This is a genomic window from Micromonospora sp. NPDC005163 (assembly GCF_053599835.1).
On the sequence record NZ_JBSFYP010000020.1, the window covers coordinates 44,105 to 68,826 of the forward strand.

At 72.8% G+C, this 24,722-nt stretch carries 19 protein-coding genes; 11 read left to right on the top strand and 8 right to left on the bottom strand.

The genetic code is table 11. From position 1 onward, the window contains the following. Positions 1-50 precede the first annotated feature (50 nt). The gene (locus ACWD6N_RS16075; protein ID WP_387322287.1) at positions 51-563 is read left to right on the top strand and encodes an NUDIX domain-containing protein; all 513 of its coding nucleotides are present in this window, start codon (positions 51-53) and stop codon (positions 561-563) included. An 80-nt stretch (positions 564-643) separates the two neighbouring features. Here ACWD6N_RS16075 and ACWD6N_RS16080 read toward each other — a convergent pair whose 3' ends face one another. From ACWD6N_RS16080 to ACWD6N_RS16095, 4 genes are all read right to left on the bottom strand, one after another. After that, positions 644-2,578, bottom strand: a complete 1,935-nt coding sequence (locus ACWD6N_RS16080; RefSeq protein WP_354962586.1) for an ABC transporter ATP-binding protein — start codon at positions 2,576-2,578, stop codon at positions 644-646. A gap of 150 nt (positions 2,579-2,728) precedes the next feature. Next, entirely contained in the window at positions 2,729-3,361 is a 633-nt protein-coding gene (locus tag ACWD6N_RS16085) for a flavin reductase family protein (RefSeq protein WP_354962348.1), read from the bottom strand. A 58-nt stretch (positions 3,362-3,419) separates the two neighbouring features. Further along, positions 3,420-4,856, bottom strand: coding sequence for an ATP-binding protein (locus tag ACWD6N_RS16090; RefSeq protein WP_354962349.1), 1,437 nt, complete (start codon positions 4,854-4,856; stop codon positions 3,420-3,422). 55 nt (positions 4,857-4,911) lie between these two features. Then, positions 4,912-6,579, bottom strand: coding sequence for an FAD-dependent oxidoreductase (locus tag ACWD6N_RS16095; RefSeq protein WP_354962350.1), 1,668 nt, complete (start codon positions 6,577-6,579; stop codon positions 4,912-4,914). 152 nt (positions 6,580-6,731) lie between these two features. Between ACWD6N_RS16095 and ACWD6N_RS16100 the strand changes: the two genes are divergently transcribed. The 8 genes from ACWD6N_RS16100 to ACWD6N_RS16135 all read left to right on the top strand — a co-directional run bounded on the left by ACWD6N_RS16100 (position 6,732) and on the right by ACWD6N_RS16135 (position 14,591). Further along, the gene (locus ACWD6N_RS16100) at positions 6,732-8,972 is read left to right on the top strand and encodes a hypothetical protein (protein WP_354962351.1); all 2,241 of its coding nucleotides are present in this window, start codon (positions 6,732-6,734) and stop codon (positions 8,970-8,972) included. A gap of 25 nt (positions 8,973-8,997) precedes the next feature. Next, a complete protein-coding gene (smpB, locus tag ACWD6N_RS16105; protein WP_354962352.1) occupies positions 8,998-9,489 on the top strand; it encodes an SsrA-binding protein SmpB in 492 nt (163 codons plus the stop codon). Positions 9,490-9,551: 62 nt separating this feature from the next. Beyond that, positions 9,552-10,397: an MOSC domain-containing protein gene (locus tag ACWD6N_RS16110; RefSeq protein ID WP_354962353.1), complete on the top strand. Its 846-nt coding sequence runs from the start codon at positions 9,552-9,554 to the stop codon at positions 10,395-10,397. Positions 10,398-10,459: 62 nt separating this feature from the next. Beyond that, positions 10,460-11,389, top strand: coding sequence for an expansin EXLX1 family cellulose-binding protein (locus ACWD6N_RS16115; protein WP_354962354.1), 930 nt, complete (start codon positions 10,460-10,462; stop codon positions 11,387-11,389). 109 nt (positions 11,390-11,498) lie between these two features. Continuing rightward, complete coding sequence (locus tag ACWD6N_RS16120; protein ID WP_354962355.1) at positions 11,499-11,921, top strand: TOBE domain-containing protein; 423 nt, start codon at positions 11,499-11,501, stop codon at positions 11,919-11,921. Next, a complete protein-coding gene (gene modA / locus ACWD6N_RS16125; RefSeq protein WP_354962356.1) occupies positions 11,918-12,715 on the top strand; it encodes a molybdate ABC transporter substrate-binding protein in 798 nt (265 codons plus the stop codon). Before ACWD6N_RS16120 ends, modA begins: the two co-directional genes overlap by 4 nt. Next, positions 12,712-13,527 (top strand): ABC transporter permease, encoded by an 816-nt coding sequence (locus ACWD6N_RS16130; protein WP_172899115.1) that lies wholly within the window; start codon positions 12,712-12,714, stop codon positions 13,525-13,527. Before modA ends, ACWD6N_RS16130 begins: the two co-directional genes overlap by 4 nt. After that, the gene (locus ACWD6N_RS16135) at positions 13,524-14,591 is read left to right on the top strand and encodes an ABC transporter ATP-binding protein (RefSeq protein WP_354962357.1); all 1,068 of its coding nucleotides are present in this window, start codon (positions 13,524-13,526) and stop codon (positions 14,589-14,591) included. Before ACWD6N_RS16130 ends, ACWD6N_RS16135 begins: the two co-directional genes overlap by 4 nt. Positions 14,592-14,641: 50 nt before the next feature. Here ACWD6N_RS16135 and ACWD6N_RS16140 read toward each other — a convergent pair whose 3' ends face one another. The 3 genes from ACWD6N_RS16140 to ACWD6N_RS16150 form a co-directional block, all read right to left on the bottom strand. Continuing rightward, a complete protein-coding gene (locus ACWD6N_RS16140) occupies positions 14,642-15,055 on the bottom strand; it encodes a type II toxin-antitoxin system Phd/YefM family antitoxin (protein ID WP_354962358.1) in 414 nt (137 codons plus the stop codon). A 41-nt stretch (positions 15,056-15,096) separates the two neighbouring features. Further along, positions 15,097-15,669, bottom strand: a complete 573-nt coding sequence (locus tag ACWD6N_RS16145; RefSeq protein WP_354962359.1) for a GNAT family N-acetyltransferase — start codon at positions 15,667-15,669, stop codon at positions 15,097-15,099. 94 nt (positions 15,670-15,763) lie between these two features. Beyond that, positions 15,764-16,999 carry a hypothetical protein gene (locus tag ACWD6N_RS16150; RefSeq protein ID WP_354962360.1) on the bottom strand — a complete coding sequence of 412 codons (1,236 nt, stop codon included), beginning with the start codon at positions 16,997-16,999 and terminating at the stop codon, positions 15,764-15,766. A 189-nt stretch (positions 17,000-17,188) separates the two neighbouring features. Here ACWD6N_RS16150 and ACWD6N_RS16155 point away from each other — a divergent pair, with 189 nt between their 5' ends. Then, the gene (locus tag ACWD6N_RS16155) at positions 17,189-18,748 is read left to right on the top strand and encodes an NAD(P)/FAD-dependent oxidoreductase (RefSeq protein WP_354962361.1); all 1,560 of its coding nucleotides are present in this window, start codon (positions 17,189-17,191) and stop codon (positions 18,746-18,748) included. Positions 18,749-18,763: 15 nt separating this feature from the next. Here ACWD6N_RS16155 and ACWD6N_RS16160 read toward each other — a convergent pair whose 3' ends face one another. Continuing rightward, the gene (locus ACWD6N_RS16160; protein ID WP_354962362.1) at positions 18,764-21,010 is read right to left on the bottom strand and encodes an NACHT domain-containing protein; all 2,247 of its coding nucleotides are present in this window, start codon (positions 21,008-21,010) and stop codon (positions 18,764-18,766) included. 217 nt (positions 21,011-21,227) lie between these two features. Here ACWD6N_RS16160 and ACWD6N_RS16165 point away from each other — a divergent pair, with 217 nt between their 5' ends. Next, the gene (locus tag ACWD6N_RS16165; RefSeq protein ID WP_354962363.1) at positions 21,228-24,692 is read left to right on the top strand and encodes a ThuA domain-containing protein; all 3,465 of its coding nucleotides are present in this window, start codon (positions 21,228-21,230) and stop codon (positions 24,690-24,692) included. Positions 24,693-24,722 lie beyond the last annotated feature (30 nt).

Below are 24,722 nucleotides of genomic sequence, written 5' to 3' on the forward strand. Positions count from 1 at the left end.
CCGCCGCCGGCCCGAGGACCGCGACGGCGGTGCGGGTAACGTGCTGCGGCATGACCGGTACGCCGTACTCGCACTGCTCCTACTGCGGCACCGCCTACCCGGCGGCGGGCTGGCCGCGGGTCTGTGCGGCCTGCGCCGAGACCGTCTGGCGCAACCCGCTGCCCGTCGCGGTGGCCGTGCTGCCGGTCCGCACCGCCGAGGGCCTGGGTGTGGTGGTGGTCCGCCGGGACATCGAGCCGGCCCGCGGGCTGCTCGCGCTGCCCGGCGGTTTCATCGAGTACGGCGAGGAGTGGTCCGACGCGCTGGTCCGCGAACTGCGGGAGGAGACCGGGCTGGTGGCGGGCGCCGAGGACGCCCGGCTGTTCGCGGTGCACGGCGCCCCGGCGGGCGGCACGATGATGATCTTCGGGGTGCTGCCCGAACGGCGGGCCGAGGAGCTGCCGCCGTCGGCGCCGACCGAGGAGGCGACTGAGTGGTTGGTGCTCACCGAGCCGGTGGAGCTGGCGTTCTCGACCCACACCCGGGTGCTCGCCGACTTCCTCACCCGCGACCGCCGCGCCTGACCTCCCCTCCCCCGGCCGCCCCGGCCCGGCCCGACCTTGGGCCAGGTGGGTCGGCCTCAGCCGCGCGAGCTGCCCGGTGCTCAGCGGGGTAGCGCGTCGTCGGTGCCGGCGAGGTAGCCGCTGGCCTGGAGGTCGAACAGCTCGCGGTAGAGGCCGCCGGCCGCCATCAGCTCGTCGTGACTGCCCTGCTGGACGAGTCGACCCCGGTCCATGACGAAGATCCGGTCGGCGTGCCGGACGTTGGCGAGCCGGTGGGTGATCAGGACGACGGCGCGGTCCGGTCGGCGACGCAGATGTTGGAACAGAGCGTGTTCGGCGCGGGCGTCCAGGGCTGCCGACGGCTCGTCACAGATCAGCAGGGCGGCGTCCCGGTAGAGGCCCCGAGCGGCGACCAGCCGCTGCCACTGCCCGCCGGACAGCTCGTGGCCATCCTTGAACTCCCGGTCGAGCAGGGTGTCGTAGCCGTGCGGCAAACCGACGATCATGTCGTGGGCGGCGGCCGCGGCGGCGGCATCCTGCACGCTGGGGCCCGGTCGATCCGGCGGCCGGTCGTGCCGCCCGACCCGGATGTTCTGCCCGGCGGTGAACGGAAACCTCCACCAATCCTGGGTCATCACGGCCACCTGCGCGCCGACGGTACGCGGGTCCAGTTCGGCGGCGTCGACGCCGTCCCAGCGGATCACCCCGCCGGTCGGCTGGTAGAGCCCCGCGATCAGCTTGGCCAGGGTGGTCTTGCCGGAGCCGTTCTCGCCGACCAGCGCGATCACCTCGCCCCGCCGGACGGTCAGGCTGACCCGGTCCACCGCTGGCGCGTCAGTGTCCGGATAGCGCAGGCTCACCTCGTCCAGCTCGACCGCGTCGACGCCGTCGGCCGCCCGCTCACCGCCGATCGGCACCCGGCTGCCGGCACGGTCCAGGAAGTCCCGGTAGTCCTGGTAGTAGAGGGCGTCCTCGTAGAGCGAGTTGGTGGCGACGACGGCCACCCCCAGGCTGGTCCGCGCCGACTGCAGGGCGAGCATGGCGGTCGCCGCGGCGGCGAGGGCGACCATTCCGCCCAGCAGCAGACCGCCGAGGACCGCGTACACCCCGAAGGTGGCCAGCCCCGCGACGGACGCGCCCACCACCCGGGTGCCCGTCTGCGAGCGGACCAGTCGCAACTGGGCCCGGGTCTCGACGGCCATCACAGCGCGGTACTCGGCCAGCAGGAAGTCGCGCATCTGATAGGCGCGCACCTCGGCGGCGGTGCGCCGGTTGGCCATCAGATGGGCCAGCATCCACATCCGACGTCGCCGGGTGATCCGCGCCAGCATGGCCAGGTACTCCCGGCGGGCCATCCGCACCGCCGTGATCGCCTGGGGTATCGCCGCGAGCAGCAGGCAGGGCAGTAGCAGCGGCTGGATGACGGTCACCGCGACCGCGGTGGCGAGGATTCCGACCACACCGGTGACCAGGTTGACGGTGTGATCGACGATGTACGCCGCTTCGCCCATCCCCCGGTCCCGCACGCGGTCCATCTCCTCGGCGAACCCCGCGTCGTCGAACGCGGCCAGGTCCACCGCCGTGGTCGCCTCGAACAGCCGCAGCTCCACCTGGTAGTTGATCTGCGGGGTCAACCGGGCCTGAGCCCAACCGGCGGCGATCGTCAGACCACCGCGGGCCGACACCGCCGTGGCGGCCACGATCAGCGCCGGCAGGGCCGAGCGGACCCGGTCCGGGGTGGGACCTGCGGCGAACAGCTCGCGCAGCACGCTGGTCGTGGCGAGCAGGCCGAACGTGGTCATCACCCCGGCCGCGACGTTGAGCCCGATGGAGGCGACGGTGTCCCGGCGGTTGGTGGCCCAGGCCAGCCCGACCGCCTCCCGGACCAGCCGGGGCAGCCGCCGGGCCACCGCCCAGAAGCTGGTGTGGGCGACCTCCCTCGCGTGGTGCATCCAGACGGCGTCCTCCAGCTCCGGCAGCACCGGCGGGTCGCCTGGCCGATCGTCGTCCAATGAGGCGGTACGCTGGCGGGCCATCGACTCCACGTACCCTCCTCGGGGCGGGATCACCAATGCCGCCCGACCCTACTGTGTGCAACTGCCCGATGTCTCCAGGTGACCGGCGCGTCGCACGAGTGTGCCAATGGCGTGTCGTCACCCCATCCGGATGATCCCGAGCCGGCCAGGTCAGCCGGCCGGCGTCTCCGAGCGGAAGCTGTGACCCATCTCGGCGCCGAGCCCGAAGTAGTGGCGGAAGTTGTAGATCAACGGATGCCAGGCCCCCGGGTCGACATGGTCGGTGCCCGGCACGACGATGCGGGCGTCGGCGTGCACCGCCAGTACGTGGGCCTCGACGATGAGGAACGAGTCAGTGGCGTCGGCGTGGATCCGGGAGACCCGGGCCTCCAGGTGCAGCGGGCACTCGGTCACCCGGGGCGGTCGGACGCGGTACGACGGCTGCGGCCGCAGGCCGGCGGCCTCGAACTTCGCCGACTCGTGCCGGAACCGGTCGCGCTTGGAGTCCGGCACCGGGTGCCGTCCGGTCAGCGGCGCGAGCCGCTCGACGGCCTCCCACTGATCAGCAGCGGGAAGATTGATCACCACATCGGGGCGGGCGGCGAGGTTGTACGCGGTCTGCCCCTCGCCGCCGAGGCCGAGCACGACGACGTGGTCGAGGGCCCACGCAGAGGAGATCGGTGCCAGGTTGGCGCTGCCGTCGTCGTTCTCGGTGCTCAGCAGCACCACCGGGGTACCGAAGTACAGGATGCTCGGGTTGATCGTCAGGTGCTCGGCGACGGGTGGTGAGTGGCTGATCGTCATGGTCGCTGACCGTACGGCCGTCATCGTTCGGCCCTCGCCGAAACGACCGGTCCGCAGGTCAGGACGGCGGCGTGCCCTCGTTGACCGGCAGCAGGACCCGGAAAGTGGTCCGCCCCGGTTCGGTCTCCACCCGGATGTCGCCGTGGTGCTTGTGCACCACGATCCGGTACGAGATGTCCAGCCCCAGCCCGGTGCCCGCCCCCACCGGCTTGGTGGTGAAGAACGGCTCGAAGATGCGCGGACGCACCTCGGGCGGGATGCCGGGGCCGGTGTCGGTGATCTCCACCGCCAGCAGGTCGCCGACGCGTCCGGTGTGGACGGTCAGCGTGCCCTTCTCTCCCATCGCGCCCAGCGCGTTGTCGATCAGGTTGGTCCACACCTGGTTCAGCTCCGCGGCGTACGCCGGGACCGGCGGGAGGCCGCGGTCGTACTCGCGGACCAGCTTGACCTGCGCGGGGATCTTCCCCTTGAACATCACCAGCGTCGCGTCGAGCAGGTCGTGCACGTCCACCACCCGGTGCGGCGCGCGATCCAACTGGGAGTACTGCTTGGCGGCACCGACCAGCCCGGAGATGCGGGTCACCGCGTCGCCGATCTCACGCATCAGCAGCTCGGTGTCGACGGTGTAGGTGAGCCACCGCACCGCCGCCTCCAGGTCCGCCGGGCCGACCGCCGCCTTCACCCGCCCCAACCAGGCCGCGTCGAGCCCGCCACCGACCAGGATCGGCGCCAGATCCCAGGCGCCGCTCACCCCGTGCTCCTCCAGCCAGTCGGTGAGCGCGTCCTCGGCGTCGGCGGTCGCCATCGGGGTCAGCTTCGGCGCGGTGGCCACCCGGGCCACCGCCTCCTCCTGCAACGCGACGAGGCCGTGCAGCGCCCGACCGTCCAGCCGGCCGTCGGCGATCATCGCGAGCTTGTGCCGCATCCCGGCGACCCGGTCGCCCAGCACCGACGTGGCCCGCACCGCCGCCGCGGCCGGGTTGTTCAGCTCGTGGGTCAGCCCCGCCGAGAGCGAGCCCAGCGCGAGCAGCCGCTCCCGTTCGCCGACGATGGTCTGGCTGTTCCGCATCCCGAAGAACAGGCCCTCCAGCAGGTGCATCGGCATCGGGAACCAGGACCGCAGGGCGTACGCGAAATCCTCGGCCGGCAGCACGAAGAACTCCGCGTCGGTCACCGCCCGCAGGCTGTTGCGGTAGGTCTGCTCGACCTGGTCGCCCAGGTACGCCTGGGTGGCGCCGCCGTACACCCCGCGCTGCTCGGTGCGGCTGACCTCGATGTCGTCGCCGCGTACCTGCCGGCTCAACGCCACCGCGCCACGCAGCAGGACGAAGAAGCAGGTGGCGTCCTCGCCCTCGGCGTACACCAGGGTGCCGCCCGCGCGCTGCTCCACCCGGCCGTGCTCGGCCAGCCAGTCCAACTGCCCGTCGTCGAGGGCCTCGAACAGGAACAGGGTACGCAGCTGCGCGGGTGTCAGCCGGTCGCTCTCGGTGGTCACTGGGCCTCCTTCGTTCGCGACTGCGGGGCTCGCAAACCCGGCTCACTCCTCGCGCTCACTGGGCCTCCAGGTAACGGTGCACGAGCGACACGGCCATGGCGCCCTCGCCGACGGCCGAGGCGACCCTCTTGACCGATTCGGCTCGCACGTCACCCGCGGCGAACACCCCCGGCAGGCTGGTCTCCAGGTGGTACGGATCGCGCGACAGCGACCAGCCGGCCGGACGCCGCCCACCGGCGAGCAGATCCGGACCGGTCACGATGAAGCCGCGCCCGTCGCGGACCAGCACCCCGTCCAGCCAGTCGGTCCGAGGCTCGGCGCCGATGAAGATGAACAGCCAGGACGTGTCCACCGAGCGGGCCTCGCCGGTACGCGTGTCGCACAGGGTGAGCCGTTGCAGGTGATCCTGCCCGGCGCCACCGACCACCGCGGTGTGCGGGTGCACGGTGATCCGGTCGATGCGCTCCAGCTGGTCGATCAGGTATCGGGACATCGAGGCGGTCAGGTCGGCGCCCCGGATCAGCAGGTGCACGCGGGCCGCGTACCGGGAGAAGTGCACGGCGGCCTGGCCGGCCGAGTTCGCCCCGCCGACGATGTAGACGTCCTGGTCGACGCAGCTCGGCGCCTCGGTGGCCGTGGAGCCGTAGAACACCCCCCGGCCGGTGAAATCGGCCAGCCCCGGGGCGTCGAGCACCCGGTAGGAGACCCCGGTGGCCAGCACCACGGTGTGCGCGGCGATCTCGGTGCCGTCTCCGAAGCGCAGCAGCCGGGCGCCGCCCGCCTCGCTCAGACCGACGACCTCCCGGGCGCTGAGCAGCTCGGCGCCGAACTTCACCGCCTGCCGCCGAGCCCGGTCGGTCAGCTGCGCCCCGGAGACGCCGTCCGGAAAGCCCAGGTAGTTCTCGATTCGGCTGCTCTGGCCGGCCTGCCCGCCGGTCGCCCGCCGCTCGACCAGCACGGTGCGCAACCCCTCCGAGGCGCCGTACACCGCGGAGCCCAGGCCGGCCGGGCCACCGCCGATCACCACCAGGTCGTAGAAGTCGGAGGCGGGCACCACGGTCAACCCGGCCAGCCCGGCCAGCTCGGCCTCGCTCGGAGCGATCAGTGCCTTGCCCTCGGCGGTCACCACCAGCGGCACGTCCGCCGCGGTGGCCCCGGCGGCGTCGAGCAGTCGGGCGCCCTCCGGGTCGTCGGCCAGCAACCAGCGGTACGGCACCAGGTTGCGCGCCAGGAAGTCGCGGACCTTGAACGACGGCGCCGACCAGCGGTGCCCGACGACCCGGATCTCGGTGGTCGCCGCGTCCGGGGTGACCGCCCACGCCTCCAGCAGGCCGTCCACCACCGGGTACAGCTTCTCCTCCGGCGGATGCCAGGGCTTGAGCAGGTAGTGGTCCAGGTCGACCACGTTGATCGCCTCGATCGCGGCGTCGGTGTCCGCGTACGCGGTGAGCAGCACCCGGCGGGCGGCCGGGAAGATGTCCATCGCGGCCTCCAGGAACTCGACTCCGGTCATCTCCGGCATCCGGTGATCGGCCAGCAGCAGCGCCACCTGCTCGCCACGCAGCTTGACCTCCCGCAGCGCGTCCAGCGCCTCCGGGCCCGAGGCGGCCCGCAGCACCCGGTAGCGGTCGCCGTACCGGCGACGGATGTCCCGGGCCACCGCCCGGGACACCACCGGGTCGTCGTCGACGGTCAGGATCACCGGGTTCGCCATGGCGCCCATAAAACCACCTACCAGGGGTACGCCGCACCGGGCCGGGTCGGTACGGGACGCGGTTCACGGTTGGTCGGGCGCGAGGCGGGTAAGCCGGGTCGCCGCGCGGGTGGCCGCACACCGACGACCCGCCCGACTGCCGCGCACACCTCGGGGGGCCCATGGCGGACGCGTCGACGACCGGAACGACGTCGGACCGGGTCGTGGAGCTGCGGGTGCACGGCGTCTCGGGGGCGGGGGCCGACCAGGTGCTGGACCGGCCGCACGTCCACCAGGTCGCCGGGGACCGCAGCGGCGGGTTCTACCGCCCACGTGAGGGCTATCCCGACACCAAGGGCACCGACGGGATCATGCTGGAGGCGTACCGCTGGAGCGACCTGCCGTCCGGCACGGCCGTGCGGACGCTGTCGCTGGTGTTCCTGCTGCCGTTCATGCTCTGCAACGTGGCGCTCTGGATGCGCCCGGCGGGTTACGCCTCGAAGCACGGCATCGTCGCGCTGTGCCGGGTGCTCGCGCTCACCCTCACCATGCTCTACGTGCTCTCCATCGTCGGGGTGGCGCTGGACCTGATCGCCTGGCGTTGCATGGGCACCCCGTCCTGCATGGCCGGGCGGACCTGGCTGTCCTGGCTCGGCGGGCGCTCGGCCGGGTTGCGCCTCGGCGTGTTGGCGCTGGTGCCGGTCGCCGCCATCGGAGTCGTCTGGTGGCTGGGCGCCCGCCCCAGCCACTCGTTCGACGCGTTCCGGACCCGGGAGCCCTCCTCCGCCGCCGCCGCGCACCGGTTGAGCGCGGTCGGCCAGTGGGACGGCACGCCGCTGGTGGGCAGGCTGCGCTCGGTGCACGTCGCCGCCGCGTTCGCCACCCTGGACGGCAGCCTGCTGGCCGCCCGGATCAGCGAGGGTGCGTCCTGGGTGATGGGGGTGCTGGTCGTGGCCACCGGGGCGGTGCTGCTCGCCTGCCTCGTCCTGCTCACCGTGGTGCAGAGCATCGACCGGCCCGGCCCGTCGGCCCGGCTCGACGGGCTCACCCGCGGCCTACGCACGATCGCCTGCGGCCTGACCATCCTGGTGATCGTGTACACGATCATCAGCCCGAAGCCGTGGCCGCACGGCCGCGAGCTGCCCGGGTACGGCGCGCTCGTCGCCTGGCTGTTCGCCAGCCAGACCGCGCTGCTGCTCGTACTCGCCGCGTTGGTGATCTGGCGACGGGGCGGGCCGCCGGGGGCATCACCGCTGCGCGCGCTGGGCGCGCCGGCCTTCGTCACGGTGGGCGCCGGCCTCGCCGTGGCGTTCTCCGCCGAGCTGGTCTACCGGGTGTCGGACCTGCTGGACCGCGACGGCGAGACCGCGGACCGACTGGCCACCAGCCCGCCACTGGCGTACAAGTGGGCGATCTTCGGGTTCTTCATCGCGGTGCTGACCGCACTGCTGTTCGGCGGCGTGGTCACGGTGCTGAGCTGGCGCGAGCGGAGGCGGGCCGCGGCCGCGATCGTGGCCGCCGACTTCCCGCACGCGCCGCCGGACGCGGCGCAGCGGCTGCGTCAGGTCGAGCAGGCGGTGGCCCGGGCCCGGTTCACCGAGCGGCTGCCCCCGCTCACCGTGGTCTACGCCGGGCTGGCCGCGGTCGGCCTGGCCGCCAGCGTGCTCGGCCTGCTCCAGCTCTATCCCGGTGACGTGATCCAGCGCTACGTCCGGCTGCCCGCCGACATGGTCAACTTTCTGATCGGGATGGGCAGCTACGCGATCGCCGCGATCGTGCTCGGGCTGGTGGTCGGCGGCATCTTCGCGTACCGGACGGCGCAGTTCCGCCGGTACGTGGGCGTGCTCTGGGACCTGGGGACGTTCTGGCCCCGGGCGGCGCACCCCTTCGCCCCGCCCTGCTACGCCGAGCGGGCCGTACCGGAGCTGACCCGGCGGATCACCTATCTGGTCGACCAGGGCGAGGCGGTGCTGCTGGCCGGGCACAGTCACGGCTCGGTGCTGCTCGCCGCCACGGTGCTGCAACTGCCGCCCCGGACCACCGACCGGGTCGCCCTGCTGACCTACGGGACGCCGCTGCAGCGGTTGTACTCGCAGCTGTTTCCCGCCTACGTCGACGACGAGGTGCTGCGCGAGATCGGCGAGCGGGTCGGCTGGCGCTGGGTGAACCTGTGGCGGGAAACCGACCCCATCGGAGGTTGGATCTTCGCTCCGCACCGTCCCGGGGACCCCGGGACGGTCACCGGGCCGGAGGCCTCCGTGGACCGCCGGTTGGTCGACCCGCACGACGTGGTGCCACCGCCGTACGACAGCGTGCCGCCGCCGATCCTGGGGCACTGGCCGTGCGAGTCGGATGAGGCGTTCGCGGCGGCGGAGCGGGACCTGACCGAGCGGCTGCGCGCGGACCTGCGGCGGACGGGTTGAGCGGCGGGCCGGATATCGTCGCGGGGTGAGCCCGTCCAAGCAGCCCGAACGCCGGCTGATCGCCTCGAACAAGAAGGCCCGGCACGACTACACCGTGCTCCGGACGTACGAGGCGGGCATCGTGCTGGTGGGCACCGAGGTGAAGTCGCTGCGCGAGGGGCGGGCGTCGCTGGTGGACGCGTTCGCCCACGAGCGGGACGGCGAGATCATGCTGTACGGCCTGCACATCGCCGAGTACGCCTACGGCACGTGGACCAACCACGCCCCCCGGCGCAACCGCAAGCTGCTGCTGCGCCGGGCCGAGATCGACCGGATCCTGGAGAAGGTCCGCGAGGGTGGCGTGACCCTGGTCCCGCTGTCGATGTACTTCGACAACGGCTGGGCCAAGGTCGAGCTGGCCCTGGCCAAGGGCAAGCGCACCTACGACAAGCGGCAGACGCTGGCCGAGCGGGACGCCAACCGGGAGATCGCCCGCGAGCTGGGCCGGCATCTCAAGGGCCACCCGCGCCGGGGCTGACCCCACCCGGGCTGCCGGAGCGAGGGCGCCCGCGTCACGCCACGTCGTGTCATCCTGGCCGGATGCGAGTCGCCTCGATCCACACCTATCCGGTGAAGGGGTGCCGCCGAATGGACCGCGACACGGCGCGGGTCGAGCCGTGGGGCCTGGACGGCGACCGGCGCTGGCTGATCGTGGACGGACACGGGCTCGGCCTGACCCAGCGCCAGCACCGGGAACTGGTGACGGTGCGGGCGGTGTCCCGGCCGGGCGGGCTGACCCTGGACGCGCCGGGCCTGGCTCCGCTCGATCTGGCCGAACCGACCGGCGGCGAGGCGATCCAGGTCCGGGTGTTCCGGGGGCGGCCGCCCGCACCGGTACGCGCCGCCGGCCGCGAGGCGGACGACTGGCTCAACCGGCTGTTGGGGCGCACCGCTCGGCTGGTCTGGCTCGGTGACCCCGCCGGCAACCGCGTTCCCTGGCCGGATCCGGCCGGCTCCGGCGCCGAGGTGAGCTTCGCCGACGGCACTCCGCTGCTGCTGGCCAACACCGCGTCGCTGGACGCGTTCAACGACTGGCTGCTGGAGTCGGGCAGCTCCGAGGGGCCGCTGCCGATGATCCAGTTCCGCCCCAACCTGGTGGTCAGCGGTGCCGCGCCGTGGGCCGAGGGTGAGTGGGTCGGCCGGCGGATCAGGATCGGCGGGGCGGTGCTCCACGGCGTCGACGAGTGTGGCCGCTGTCTGGTCGCGACGATCGACCAGGAGACCGGGGAGCGGGGGCGGGAGCCGCTGTGGATGCTCGCCGCACGGCGGAACATCGGCCGGAAGCTCCGCTTCGGTCTCCAGATGACGGTGCGGGCCGAACCGGGCGGGCCTTCCCGCGACGGTCGTACGGTCAGCGTCGGTGACACCGTGGAGGTGCTGGACTGATCGGGGCGGCCCGCCTCGGACGTTGTTGCGCTGCCACCGGAGGTGGGGCAACATCAGGCGCCGTGACCGCACCAGGCAGGGACCTCGAGAACGACACCCAGGCCGGCGACAGCGGCACGCACCGGTGGAATCGGCGGGTCAGACACTGGATGGCCGGCGCCGGGGTCACCGCCCTGGCCGCCGTGGTCGGCATCACCCTCGCCGTACGCTCCGGCTCCGCCCCGGCCTGTGCCGCGCCACCGACGGGCGCCACCGTCCACAAGGGAAAGGCCTCCTTCTACGACGCGGGCGGCTCGGGCGGCAACTGCTCCTTTCCGAGCCCTCCGGCGGACCGGCTCTACGTGGCACTCGGCCCGTCGGAGTACGCGGGGGCGGCGGCCTGCGGCGGTTACCTGGACGTGAGCGGCCCGAAGGGCACGGTCCGGGTCGTGGTCATGGATCAGTGCGCCGGGTGCACGCCCGGCCGCATCGACCTCTCCGAGGAGGCGTTCGCCCGGATCGCCGACCGGGCGCAGGGCGTCGTGCCGGTGACGTACCGGGCGGTGGTGAGCCCGCCGCTCGACGGGGGCCTCACCTTCCGGATGAAGAACGGCGCCTCGCAGTGGTGGTTCGCGGTGCAGGTGGGCAACCACGGCAACCCGCTCCGCTCGGTCGAGGCGAAGGGGCCGGGCGGCGGCTTCCGCGCGGCGGTCCGCCAGAACGACAACTACTGGACCGTCGAGCGCGGGATCGGCCCCGGGCCCTACAGCATCAGGGTCACCGACGTGTACGGGCGCCAGGCAACCGCCACCACCATCCGGATGGTCGCGAAGCGGGTCCAACGCAGCGCGGCCTCCCTCGCCGACCCCGGCGCCCCGGCCCGTACGCCCAGCGGTTCGCCCTCGGCCGGACCGACCCCGACGGCGAGCCCCGTCCCGACGGAGTCGGTCGCCCCGACGGCGACCCTCGAAGCCCTCGCCGGCGCCGCCCCGCTCGGCGTCCCCGGCTGCTGACCCCACCCACGCCGGGCCCGTCCGCCTCCCGGCGAGCGGGGACAGGGAGACGTAAAACGCAACCCCTTCCGGTCTTTCCGCTCGCAGATGCGAGGGCTAGGGTGGGCCGGTGACGATGTTTCGCATCGGCGAGGCGGCCGAGCTGCTGGGCGTCAGCGCCGACACGATGCGCCGCTGGGTGGACGCCGGGCGACTGACCGCCGGGCGCGACGCGCACGGCCATCGGGTCATCGACGGCGCGGACCTGGCGGGTCTGGCCCGCGCCCAGGCCGCCGATCCGGCCGTGGGCGCCGAGCTCTCCTCCGCCCGCAACCGGCTGCGCGGCATCGTCATCGACGTACGCAAGGACACCGTGATGGCGCAGGTCGACATCCAGGCGGGCCCGTTCCGGATCGTGTCGCTGATGAGCCGGGAGGCCGTCGACGAGCTTGACCTGCGGGTCGGCTCGGTGGCCGTCGCGGTGATCAAGTCGACCACGGTGGTGGTGGAGCGGGCCGCACCCGCCCCGGCCAGGGGAAGGTCGGGCGGATGAGGGCGCGGGCGGTGCGTACGGCGGTGGCCGTACTGGTGGCGGTGGCCGGGCTGGCGGTGGCCGGTTGCGGCGGAGGCGACGACCCGACGCCGGACGGCACCACCGGGGACGATCGGGTCACCGGCGCGGTGACCGTGTTCGCCGCCGCATCGCTGACCGAGTCGTTCACGCGCATCGGCGAGGACTTCGAGGCCGCGTACCCGGGCAGCACCGTGACGTTCAACTTCGCGGGCAGCTCCGCCCTGGCCAACCAGATCAACCAGGGCGCACCGGCCGACGTGTTCGCCTCGGCCGCTTCGCGGAACATGACCACGGTGACCGAGGCGGGCAACGCCGACGGCACGCCGAGCACCTTCGCCCGCAACCAGCTGGTGATCGCGGTGCCCCGGGGCAACCCGAGGGGGGTGACCGGGCTGGCCGACCTGACCCGGCCGGGCGTGAAGGTGGCGCTCTGCGCCGACCAGGTGCCCTGCGGCGCGGCTGCCCGGTCGGCGCTGGAGGCGGCTGGGGTCGCGTTGACGCCGGTCACCCTGGAGCAGGACGTCAAGGGAGCGCTGGCCAAGGTGAAGCTGGGCGAGGTCGACGCTGCACTGGTCTACCGCACGGACGCCAGCGCGGCGACCGCCGACGTGACCGGCGTCGAGTTCCCCGAGTCGGCGCGGGCGGTCAACGACTACCCGATCGTGGCGCTGAAGGACGCGCCGAACCGGGCGGGCGCGCAGGCCTTCGTCGCGTACGTGCGCTCGGCGCCGGCGCAGGCGGTGCTCGCCGAAGCGGGCTTCCAGGCCCCGTGAGCCGGGTCCTCGACACCGCCGTGCCCCGGCGGCGCGGCCGGGTGCCGGCGGCGCTGCTGATCCCGGCCGGGTTGGGGCTGCTCTTCCTCGTCCTGCCGCTGGCCGGGCTGGTCGTGCGGGCACCGTGGACGACGCTGCCGCAGCGGCTCACCGAGCCGGGGGCGCTGACCGCACTACGGCTGTCGGTGCAGACCGCGACCCTGGCCACCATGCTCTGCCTGCTGCTCGGGGTGCCACTGGCCTGGCTGCTGGCCCGGGTCGAGTTCCCCGGCCGGCGACTGGTCCGCGCCCTGGTCACCGTGCCGCTGGTGCTCCCGCCGGTGGTCGGTGGGGTGGCGCTGCTGTTGGTCTTCGGCCGGCGCGGGCTGCTCGGCGGGTGGCTCGACGCCACGTTCGGCGTCACCCTGCCGTTCACCACCGCGGGTGTCGTGCTGGCCGAGTCGTTCGTCGCCATGCCGTTCCTGGTCATCGCCGTGGAGGGGGCGCTGCGCGCTGCCGACCACCGCTACGAGGAGGCCGCCGCGACGCTGGGCGCCGGCCGGTGGACCACCTTCACCCACGTCACGCTGCCGCTGGTGGCACCGGGGCTGGCCGCCGGCGCGGTGCTCTGCTGGGCCCGGGCGCTCGGCGAGTTCGGCGCCACGATCACCTTCGCCGGCAACTATCCCGGCCGGACGCAGACCATGCCACTCGCCGTCTACCTGGCGTTGGAGACCGACCTGGAGTCCGCGATCGTGCTCAGCCTGGTGCTGCTCACCGTCTCGGTGGTCATCCTGGCCGCGTTACGTGACCGCTGGATGACCAGCCCGTGACCGCGTCACTGCTCGACGCCCGGCTCGTCGTCGACCGGGGCGCCTTCCGGCTGGATGTGCCGCTGCGGGTCGCGCCCGGCGAGGTGGTCGCGCTGCTCGGGCCGAACGGCGCCGGCAAGACCACCGCGCTGCGCGCGCTGGCCGGGCTGCACCCGCTCAGCGCCGGGCACGTCACGCTCGGCGGCGCCGACCTGGACCGGCCGGCGAGCCGGCGCTGGGTGCCCACCGAACGCCGGCCGATCGGCGTAGTCTTCCAGGACTATCTGCTCTTTCCGCACCTCAGCGCATTGGACAACGTGGCCTTCGGGCCGCGTAGGCACGGCGTCGACCGTCGGGCGGCGCGGGCCACCGCCCGGGACTGGCTCGGCCGGGTGGGGCTGGCCGAGCAGGCGCACCGCCGGCCCCGGCAGCTCTCCGGCGGGCAGGCGCAGCGGGTGGCGCTGGCCCGCGCGCTGGCCGTCACGCCATCGCTGTTGCTGCTCGACGAGCCGCTCGCCGCACTGGACGCCCGCACCCGGCTGGACACCCGCGCGGAGCTGCACCGCCACCTGTCCGCGCATCCGGGGGCGACGGTGCTGGTCACCCACGACCCGCTGGACGCGCTGGCGCTGGCCGACCGTCTGGTCATCGTGGAGGGCGGACGGGTGGTGCAGGAGGGCGACGGCCCCAGCGTCACGGCCCGCCCGCGCACCGACTACGTGGCCCGCCTGGTCGGGCTGAACCTCTATCGGGGGCGGGCCGAGGGGCACGGGGTGCGGGTCGCACCGGAGCTGACCCTCACCGTCGCCGACCGCCTCGACGGGGAGGCGTTCGTCGCCTTCCGCCCGGCGGCGGTGGCCCTGCACCCGCGCCGACCGGAGGGCAGCCCCCGCAACACCTGGGCGGGCACCGTGGCCGGGGTCCAGCGGCACGGCGACAACGTGCGGGTGCAGCTGGACGGGCCGATCGGGGTGGCCGCGGACGTCACCCCGGCCGCCGCCGCCCAGCTGCGGCTGATCCCCGGCCAGCAGGTCTGGGTGGCGGTCAAGGCGACCGAGACGCACGCCTACCCGGCCACCGGCTGACACCTGGTCGCGGTGCCCCGTCGTCCGCCGGGCGGCCCGGCGGGGACGGCTCAGCCGGCGAGGAGGTCGGCGTGCGCGGCGCGCAGCCGTGCCAGCGCCGGGTCGCTGCCCGGGACGACACGGCGGTCCAGCTCGGCCCACACCTCGGCCAGTGCCGCGCGAACGGCACCGAGCTCGGCCGCGTGCCGGTGACTGCTGCGCCGGTGCTGCTCGTCGAGGCGACGGGCCCAGCCCGCGGTGACCGCGGCGAGCCGGTCGGCGTCGGCGCGGGCCTGTGCGCCGCTGCGGGCGGCAGCGGCCGGGACGATCGCGGCGACCGGGCGGTGATCGCCGTCGCGGGTGACGACGGTGACCGCGTCGGTCAGCTCGGCCAGCGCGACGAGCTGGCTGAACCGGGTGCGCGCCTCGCGCAGCGGCACGGAGCGCGGCGGATCGGGGTGCGGGGTGAGCGCGGGGACGGCCATGGATGCATGGTGCCGTCCGGGTACGACAGAACCCGCCGTCGTCAGTGGACGGTGGACTGCGCAACGGCCGGCCCGACCAGCCACTCGTCGGCCAGCACCGACCAGACTTCGAGGTCGATCCGCCCCTGCGGCCCCGGGTAGACCTGCCGCAGCGTGCCGTCGTGGCGCAGGCCGAGACGGCGGGCGAGCGCGATGCTGCGGGCGTTGTCGGCGTTGGTGCGCCACTCCACCCGCTGGATGCCGCGCTCGCGAACCGCCCAGTCGACGATCCGGCGGACCGCCGGCGCGACGATGCCCCGACCCTGCGCCGACGGCTCCACCCAGCAGCCCACCTCGCAGACGCCCAGCGCCGCGTCGAACGACACGAACATGACCCCGCCGACCAGCGTGCCGCGCCACCACAGGCCCCAGATGCCGCCGGCGTCGCGGGCCCAGCGGTCCGCGTACCGCTGGAGCACCGCCCGGGCCGAGGGCAGGTCGGTGGCGACGAAGGACGGCGACACCCAGGGCTGGATGTGCTCCCGGGCCCGGTCCAGGTTGGCGAGGAACTCCTCGGCCCGCCACGGGTCCAGCGGGCGCAGCTCGACCTCCTCGGTCAGCGGCAGGGCGAACACGGTGCCTCCACGGGGTGCGGTTCGGACGTCGTCGGGATGCAGGTTCGCACAGGCCGGCCGGCCGGACCCAGCGCGGGGCGCGCTCGGGCGCCACTCAAATGATCATGTGGGTCCAGTAGCTGAGCCAGAGCACGAACAGCGCGCCCTGCACCAGGGCGAGGGCCGCGGTCAGCCACACGTCGACGGTGGCGCGGCGTGCCCAGCGGGCCAGCACCAGGGCGACCGGGAAGGCGGCGAGCAGGTAGCGCAGCAGGCTCTTGTAGACCGCCGGGCCCATCGACAGCGGCACCAGGACCATGAGCACGCCGTACACCAGGTACGGCAGCTCCCGTCGGCGGAACCCGGCGATCAGCACGGCCAGCACGGCCACGGCGAACCAGACCCGGGCGGCGTCGCGGGGCTCCCCGGCCAGCCCGTCCAGCAGCACCGGCAGCGGGTTCTGCACCTCGATCCCCCAGCCGACCTGCTGGGCGTGCTGGTAGGCGAACCAGTCCCCGCCCCGCCACCGGCAGAACGCCATGAAGGTGAACCACCCGGTGGGCAGCAGCAGCAACGGCCAGCCGATCCGCAGGTAACCGAGCAGGGCGCGCGGGCCGAGCCGCCAATCGTGCTGGCGGAGCAGCACCAGGGCCAGCGGCAGCGCGACGAGCAGGCCGACCGACCGGCTCATCGCCAGGAAGTAGCCGAGTACGCCGACCAGGAGCCACCGACGGCGCTCGGCGTAGTAGAACGCGGCCAGCGCGAGGCAGACGAAGAGCGACTCGGTCAGCGCGGCCTGGAACAGGAACGCGGTGGGCAGCAGCACCAGGTAGCGGGTGAACCGGCGGGCCCCGTCCGGGTCGCCGAGCAGCAGCTCGGCCAGTCGGTAGCCGTACCAGAGGGCCAGCAGGAACGCGACGTTGCTGATCAGCAGCAGGGCCAGCGCGTTGTCGCCGCCGAGCAGCGCGCCGACCGGCCGGGCCAGGAACGGGTAGAGCAGGGGGAAGCCGAAGTCCCGCCACGGCCCGGTCAGCGGCAGCTCACTGAGCCGTAGGTAGAGCAGCGCGTCCCAGGCGAACCAGAAGGAGATCCACCGGTGCCCGGAGATCTCCCGCTGCTGCGCCCACATCAACGCCTCGTCGGCCGGCGGCGCGCCGGGAACGCCGTCCCAGGCGTGCAGGACCAGGAGCCCGACCAGGGTGAGCAGCAGCTTCGCGCCGAGGAACAGGCCCAGCAGGTACGGCCAGGGGGCCGGCACCCGGCGGGCCAGCCGTGCCCCGGCCCGGGCCGTCGCGGCCAGCCGGGGGGCGAGCGCCCTCGCGCGCCCCCGGCCGCTCCGCCACCGGCGCATCCGCCCCGCTCCCCCGGTCCGCCCCGGCCCACCCTCCGCGCGGGGGCGCCACTCTTCCCGTTGTACGCCGCCGCGCGCGCCGCCGGAGCCGAAACCGTCACATACCGGTGCGGTCGCGCGGGTGAAGTCCGCCGCAGAACGGGTACGCGCCGCGCCTCAACCACAGCGGTGAGCAGGGAGCGCGGCGGCATGAGCGAGCAGCACGGCACGGTGGTCATCGGCGCGGGGCCGGCGGGCCTCACGGCGGCGTACGAGCTGCTCCGGCACGGCCTGCCGGTCCGGGTGTTCGAGGCGGACGAGGTGGTCGGCGGGATCAGCCGGACCGTGGAGCGCGACGGGTGGCGGTTCGACATCGGCGGGCACCGGTTCTTCACCAAGGTGCCCCGGGTGGAGGCGTTCTGGCACGAGATCCTGCCGGACGAGGACTTCCTGACCCGGCCCCGGATGAGCCGGATCTTCTACCGGGGGGCGCTGTTCAACTACCCGCTCAGCGCGGCGAACGCGCTGCGCAACCTGGGGCTGCCGGAGGCGGCCCGCTGCCTGGGCTCGTACGCCCGGGCCCGGCTGCGCCCGCCCCGGGACCAGTCGCACTTCGAGGGCTGGGTGTCGGCCCGGTTCGGCTGGCGGCTGTACTCGATCTTCTTCAAGACGTACACCGAGAAGGTCTGGGGAATGCCGGCCGATCGGCTCCAGGCGGACTGGGCCGCGCAGCGGATCAAGAACCTGTCACTGGCGAAGGCCATCCGCAACGCCGTGCTGCCCCGGCGGTTCCGCACGGACGTGACCAGCCTGATCGAGCAGTTCCAGTACCCGAAGTACGGGCCGGGGATGATGTGGGAGCGGTGCGCCGAGCAGGTCCGCCACCGTGGCGGCGAGGTGTCGACCGGCACCTGGGTCACCGCGGTGCACCGCGACCCGGCGCGACGGCGGGCGGTCAGCGTGACGGTCAACGGGGCGGGCGGGCAGCGCACTGAGGCCGCCGACCACGTGATCTCGTCGATGCCGATCTCCGAGCTGGTGACCGCGTTGCGGCCGGCGCCGCCGACGGAGGTGCTGGCCTGCGCCGCCGACCTGCGCTACCGCGACTTCCTGACGGTCGCGCTGGTGGTGCCGGCCGAGTTCTCGTTCCCGGACAACTGGATCTACGTGCACGACCCGGGAGCGCGGGTGGGCCGGATCCAAAACTTCGGTTCCTGGTCGCCGTACCTGGTCAAGGACGGCCGCACCTGCCTGGGTCTGGAGTACTTCGTCTTCGAGGACGACGAGATGTGGCGTACCCCCGACGCCGAGCTGGTGGCGCTGGCCACCGCCGAGCTGGAGCGGCTGGGGTTGGCCCGGCCGGGCGTGGTGGAGGCCGGCTACGTGGTGCGGATGCCGAAGGCGTACCCGGTGTACGACGAGCGATACGAGCACAACGTGGACGTGATCCGGGCCTGGCTGGCCGAGGAGGTGCCGAACGTGCACCCGGTGGGTCGCAACGGCATGCACCGCTACAACAACCAGGACCACTCGATGCTCACCGCGATGCTGACGGCGGAGAACATCGCCACGGGCAGTACGCACGACGTCTGGTCGGTCAACGTGGAGCAGGACTACCACGAGCAGTCGTCCGGCGGCGACGGACGGCGGGGCACGGGCCGGGACGCGCCGGTGGTGCCGAGCCGGATCGTCACGGCCCCGATCACCGCGCCGGCGGGTACCCGCCACGTCGGCGACGAGGACCGGCCAGCCCAGGTGCCGCTGGCCTGACCGTGGGCTGTCGGCTCACCGCCTGACGCGGACACCGGGGCTCGCCGCGGTTTCGCCGCCGGCCCCCGGCGCCGGCGGCCGGCGTATCGTGCCTGGATCCTGCCGTCGCTGGTAGGCGGCGGCCAGGTGGTCCTGGAGTTCGGCGTGCCGGAACTGGTACACCACACCGGCCTGGCGCAGCACCTGCCGTCGCAGCGCCTCTCGAAACAGTACGGGGAACCGAACCGGCGGACGCCCACGCAGCAGCAACACGATCTGAGCGAACCCGGTCAGGACCGCCGGGCCGAGGCCGCTGAAGATGCCGTACGACATCCCGAGCAGGATGCCGAGCTCCGGTCCGACCGACACCATCCCGGGTCGAGGCGGATCCACGATATTGAACAGCGCGAACAGGACTCCGCCGAGGACGATGCCAGAAGTCACGGTCACCACGGTGCGGCGGCGGTCGGCCCGGTAAATGCCGTCCGGGGTGCTCGCCGGCGAGTCGGCCAACGGCTTCAGCCAGATGCCCAGCAGGCCGAATGTCACGTTGGATCGACCGATCGACGTGCCGACGATTGAGAGGCCCATCAGCGTCAACCCGAGCAGCACCCCGGCGAACGGGCCGAGGACAAGTCCGGTGGCTACGCCGATGGTCAGCGGTGGACCCGATCCGAGCAGCCACAGCGTGCGCAGTTCCGCCCTGGTCGGCCACCGCGGGTCCATGCCGATCGGGTCAGCGGGGGTTGGTGCCGGGCCGGGGGGCTTAGATCCCAGAACACACGCGCCTGCGGTGGCGGCGGCGCCGAAGATCACGCCGAGCACAGCCAGCAGTATGTCGGCCCTGGTGCCGTTGGCCAACGCCACGCATGTCCCAGCCAGCACGGCCGTCGGCAGTCCGATTCCGAAGCCGACAACGATCGACAGAGGCCCGAAGGGAATCCAGGTCGGGATCTCCCACCAGCGCAGGTCGCGGCGTCCCTGGAGGTGGTGGGCGAACCAGGACAGGTAGAACAGGTGACGCCGGTTCCGCCGCCGCTCGCGTCGGCCGCGCGGGCCGGAACCGGCCGGGTAGGCCCGCTTCAGGAACTGGCCGATCACGCGGGCCTTCACCTCCGCCACCGACGACAGCTCGGCCAGCTCAGCTGGGTCGGATGCCCCACCGTCCGGCCCGTCGAACGCGTCCCGGGCCAAACTCAGGATCAGGGGGTTGGCGAAGGCTTCCGCTACCGGCGAGTCGGGGTGGTTGCGCAGATGGTCGGTCAACTGCCGCCAGAGCCGACGTTGCCGGTCGCTGTCGTGGCCACGGCGCAGGTACTCGGCGGCGGTGTCTGGCTCGACCGGGTCGAGCTGGAGGACGACCGGGCGGGGCAGCCGTCCGCCGGCGCGCGCACGGTCGTACCCCTCGATCTGGGAGGTGAGTACGACCCGCAGCCCAGCAGCCTCACGGGCGATCGCGGTGAGCGCGGCCCGCTGCCCCGCCGCCGGCATCTCGTCGAGGCCGTCGAGGAAGAGCGCCACCTGTCCTTTCTCGATCAGGCGGCGTGCGACGTCCGCGCCGTAACGCGGGTGCCGAAGAGCCCGGAAGTTCGTCTCCATCTCCCTGACCACGTGGTCGAGCAGCGACCTCTCGCCCGGGTGCCAACTGCCCAGGGTCACCCATACCGGCACCGGCGTGCCGGCGTGCCCCCCTGTCATGATCGGTTGGACGCACTCCTCGGCCGCCCTGACCAGCAGCATCAGCATCGCCGCGGTCTTCCCGCTACCGGCCGGGCCGAGCAGGAGCAGTTGCTGGCGCTGGATCCGCCGGTAGAGGTCCGCATGCAGGTCGCTGACCACGCCCTGTTCGCCGCGACCGTCCTCGACCTGGTTCCGGCGATCGGCGCTTCGACGGCGGGGAGCCCGGCGAGCTTTCCCACCGGGGCGGTCGAACACTTCGTGAATCGGCAGCGACCGTTGGTGGTCCCAGTGCCAGGTGACCCGCACCGGGTCGGCGGTCGTTTCGATGCCCCAGGCCGCAGACTGCTTCGACCACAGCGACAGGGTGGCCTGGGCCAGTACGTCGGCTGCCGCCGTGAGCTGCTCCGCCGCCGAAAGCTGCGGCTCTTCTGAGCCGCGCCGCCACTCCACCACCGCCGCCGCGAACACGAGTAGGGCACACGGGATCCACATGGCCGTGTACACCCAGGACGGCAGGTGGACCGGGGCGGTGGTCAGGTTGATGACGACGGCGAGCGCGGCCGTCAGCGCGGCCGTGGCCAGAGAGTAACGGAATCGCCGCATGCACATCTCCCGGTCAGCGGAGCCAACAGTATCGACCGGGACGCCCTTCGGGCGGGGGCCCGGATGGGCCCGGTGCCACGGCACCCCGGCGTCCGGTCTCGGAGGCAGGAAACCGCTTACCTCTAGGCTATTGACGGTCATCACTGGCTGTCAGTACCGTGATGCGGGCAGCGAGAAAGCGCTTTCCGACCCTCACCGTCCGACAGGGAGCGCCCCCATGCCCAAAACCCTGCGCGCGTTCTGCCTGGCCCTGCTCGCCGTCGCCACCGTGCTGAGCACTACCGCCCCCCTGCCCGCCGAGGCCGCCCCCCGCTTCCGGGTCCTGGTCTTTTCCAAGATCACCAACTTCTACCACGACTCGATCCCGGCCGGCATCGCCGCGATCCAGCAGCTCGGCACCGCCCACAACTTCGAGGTCGTGGCCACCACCGACGCGGGCGCGTTCACCGACGCCAACCTCGCCACCTTCGACGCCCTGGTGTTCAACAACACCAACTCCACACCCGCCTCCGGTGACCTGCTCAACGCCGGCCAGCGGGCGGCCCTGCAGACATTCGTCCGCAACGGCGGCGGTTGGGCCGGCCTGCACGCCGCCTCGGCCAGTGAACGCGACTGGCCCTGGTACGAGGGCCTGGTCGGCACGATCTTCGACTTCCACCCCGACTTCTCCGCCACCGGCGGCACCTACCCCGGCCGGGTGAAGGTCCTCGACCGGGCGCACCCCTCGACGCGGAACCTGCCGGAGCTGTGGGAGCAGAGCGAGGAGTGGTACAACTGGCGGACCAACCCGACCGGCAACGTGCACACCCTCGCGCAGATCAAGGTGCGGGACGGGATCAGCGGGCTGGACGAGGGCGTCGACCACGCGTACTCCTGGTGTCAGCGCTACGACGGCGGCCGTTCCTGGTTCACCGCCGGCGGGCACGCCAGCTCCCGGTTCAGTGAACCGGCGTTCCTGGAGCACCTCCGCTATGGCATCGAGTGGGCCGCCGGCGCGGTCGCCGGCGACTGCTCGGCCTCCGAGACCGGCACCTTCGAGCGGGTGGGACTGGTCACCGAGAACCTCGCCGACCCGTTCGAGCTGGCCGTCGCCCCCGACCGGAAGGTCTACTACATCCAGCGCACCGGCGCGCTGAAGGTCGTCAACCAGGACACCCTCCAGGTCACCACGCTGCTGGACCTCGCGTACACCTCGGCGATGACCGACCAGTCCGACGGTCTGCTCGGCATGACCCTGGACCGCAACTTCGCCAGCAACGGCTGGATCTACCTGCTCTGGTCCGACAAGACCCTGAAACAGCTCAACCTGTCCCGGTTCACGGTCGCCAACAACAGCGTGGCGCTCTCCTCCGAGAAGCGGCTGCTGACGATCCCCACCTACCGTGGCGTGGGCCGGGCGAACTCGCACATGGGCGGCTCGCTCACCATGGACGCCGCCGGGCGGCTCTACGCCGCCATCGGCGACAACACCGATCCGTTCGCCTCCAGCGGATACACGCCGATCGACGAGCAGGCCGGACGGGCCGCCTGGGACGCCCAGGGCACCGCCGGCAACACCAACGACCTGCGCGGCAAGATCCTGCGGATCACCCCGCAGGCGGACGGGACGTACACCATCCCGAGCGGCAACCTGTTCCCGGCCGGCACCGCGAGGACCCGCCCGGAGGTCTACGCGATGGGCATGCGCAACCCGTTCCGGATCACCATCGACCCGCACACCAACGCGCTGCTGGTCGGCGACTACGGCCCGGACGCCCGCGCCGCCGATCCCAACCGCGGTCCGGAGGGGACGGTCGAGTTCAACCGGATCACCGCCGCCGGCAACTACGGCTGGCCGTACTGCGTGGGCAACAACATCCCGTTCAACGACTACAACTTCGCCACCAGCACCCCTGGGGCGAAGTTCAACTGCGCCGCGCCGGTGAACAACTCCCCCAACAACACCGGCCTGACCACCCTGCCGGCGGCGAAGCCAGCGCTGGTCTGGTACGCGTACTCCGCCTCCAGCCAGTTCCCGGAGGTGGGCACCGGCGGGGGCGGGCCGATGAGCGGTCCGGTCTACGACCACGACCCGGCCAACACCCGGACGACGAAGTTCCCGGAGTACTTCGACGGCAAGTGGATCACCTACGAGTTCACCCGCAAGTGGTTCAAGACGCTCTCGATCCACAGGACGGCGCAGACGTTCACCAACGCGCGCTTCGGGCCCACCGCCGTGGGCGACCTCCAGTCGATCAACGGAATCTTCGGCAACATGACCTGGATCCAGCCCTTCGAGGCGGAGTTCGGCCCGGACGGGTCGCTCTACGTCATCGACTTCGGCGAGGGAACCGGCAGCGGCCGCGGCGGCAGCAACGCCGGGGCGGGCATCTACCGCATCGACTACGTGGCGAACGGGAGGCCGCCGACCGCGAAGATCGCCTCCAACCCGGACAGCGGGCGCCCTCCGCTGACCGTGGCCTTCTCCTCGGCCGGCTCGACCGCTGGCGACCGCTCGGCGCTCAGCTACGCCTGGGACTTCACCAACGACGGCACCACCGACTCCACCGCCGCCAACCCGAGCCACACCTACCCGTCGGCGGGGACGTTCACCGCCCGGCTGACCGTACGCAACAGCGGCAACGGGTTGACCGCCAGCGCGGTCACCGACGTGGTGGTCGGCAACACCCGGCCCACGGTGACCATCACGGTGCCCGACGGTGGCTTCTTCGACTTCGGCGACAAGATTCCGTACACGGTGACGGTCACCGACCCGGAGGACGCCACCATCGACTGCGCGAAGGTGACCGTGCAGACCCAGCTCGGCCACGACTCGCACGCCCACCCGCTGGACAACTACACCGGCCGCTCGGGCCTGCTGGCCACCGAGGCGGACGCCGGTGACGGGCACGGACCCGGGCAGAACCTCTACACGGTGGTCACCGCGCAGTACACCGACGGCGGCGCGGCCGGCGGCGTACCGGCCCTGACCGGCTCGACCCGGGCGCAGTTGCAGCCCAAGAGCAAGGAGGCCGAACACCTCAGCGGCCAGTCCGGCATCACGGTGAACGACCGGCCCACCGCCCGCGCCGGCAAGCGACTCGGCGACGTCGACCACAACGACTGGGCGGCGTACGGACCGGTGGACCTGCGCAACATCGGCTCGGCGACGCTCGGGGTGACCAACGGCGGAGTCGGCGGCGACATCGAGCTGCGAACCGGCTCACCCACCGGCACGCTGATCGGCAGGGCCACCATCGGATCGACCGGCGGATGGGACAACCTGGTCTCGCCCACCGTCACGCTGACCAACAAACCCGCCGGCACCACCACCCTGTACGCGAGGTTCGTCAACGCCGCCCAGGTCGGCGGCACCCCGGACCTGCTCTCGCTGGACTGGCTGCGGTTCAACGGGGCCGGTGTCAAGCAGGAGCCCGGCGGGTCGCTCTCCCTCGCGGCCAGCCCCGGCAGCGGCACCGCGCCGCTGACCACCACCCTGACCGCCACCGCGACGGCGCCGTCCGGGCGGAGCATCACCGACTACGCGTGGGACTTCGGCGACAACAGCGCCGTCACGCACGGAGCGACGCTGCGGTCGACCGGCCACAGCTACCCGCGCAAGGGGACCTTCACCGCCCGGGTCACGACCACCTACACCAGCGGGGAGACCCGCTCAGCCAACCTGACCATCACGGTCAACTGACCGTCGAGCGGTGGCGGGCAAACGTCCATC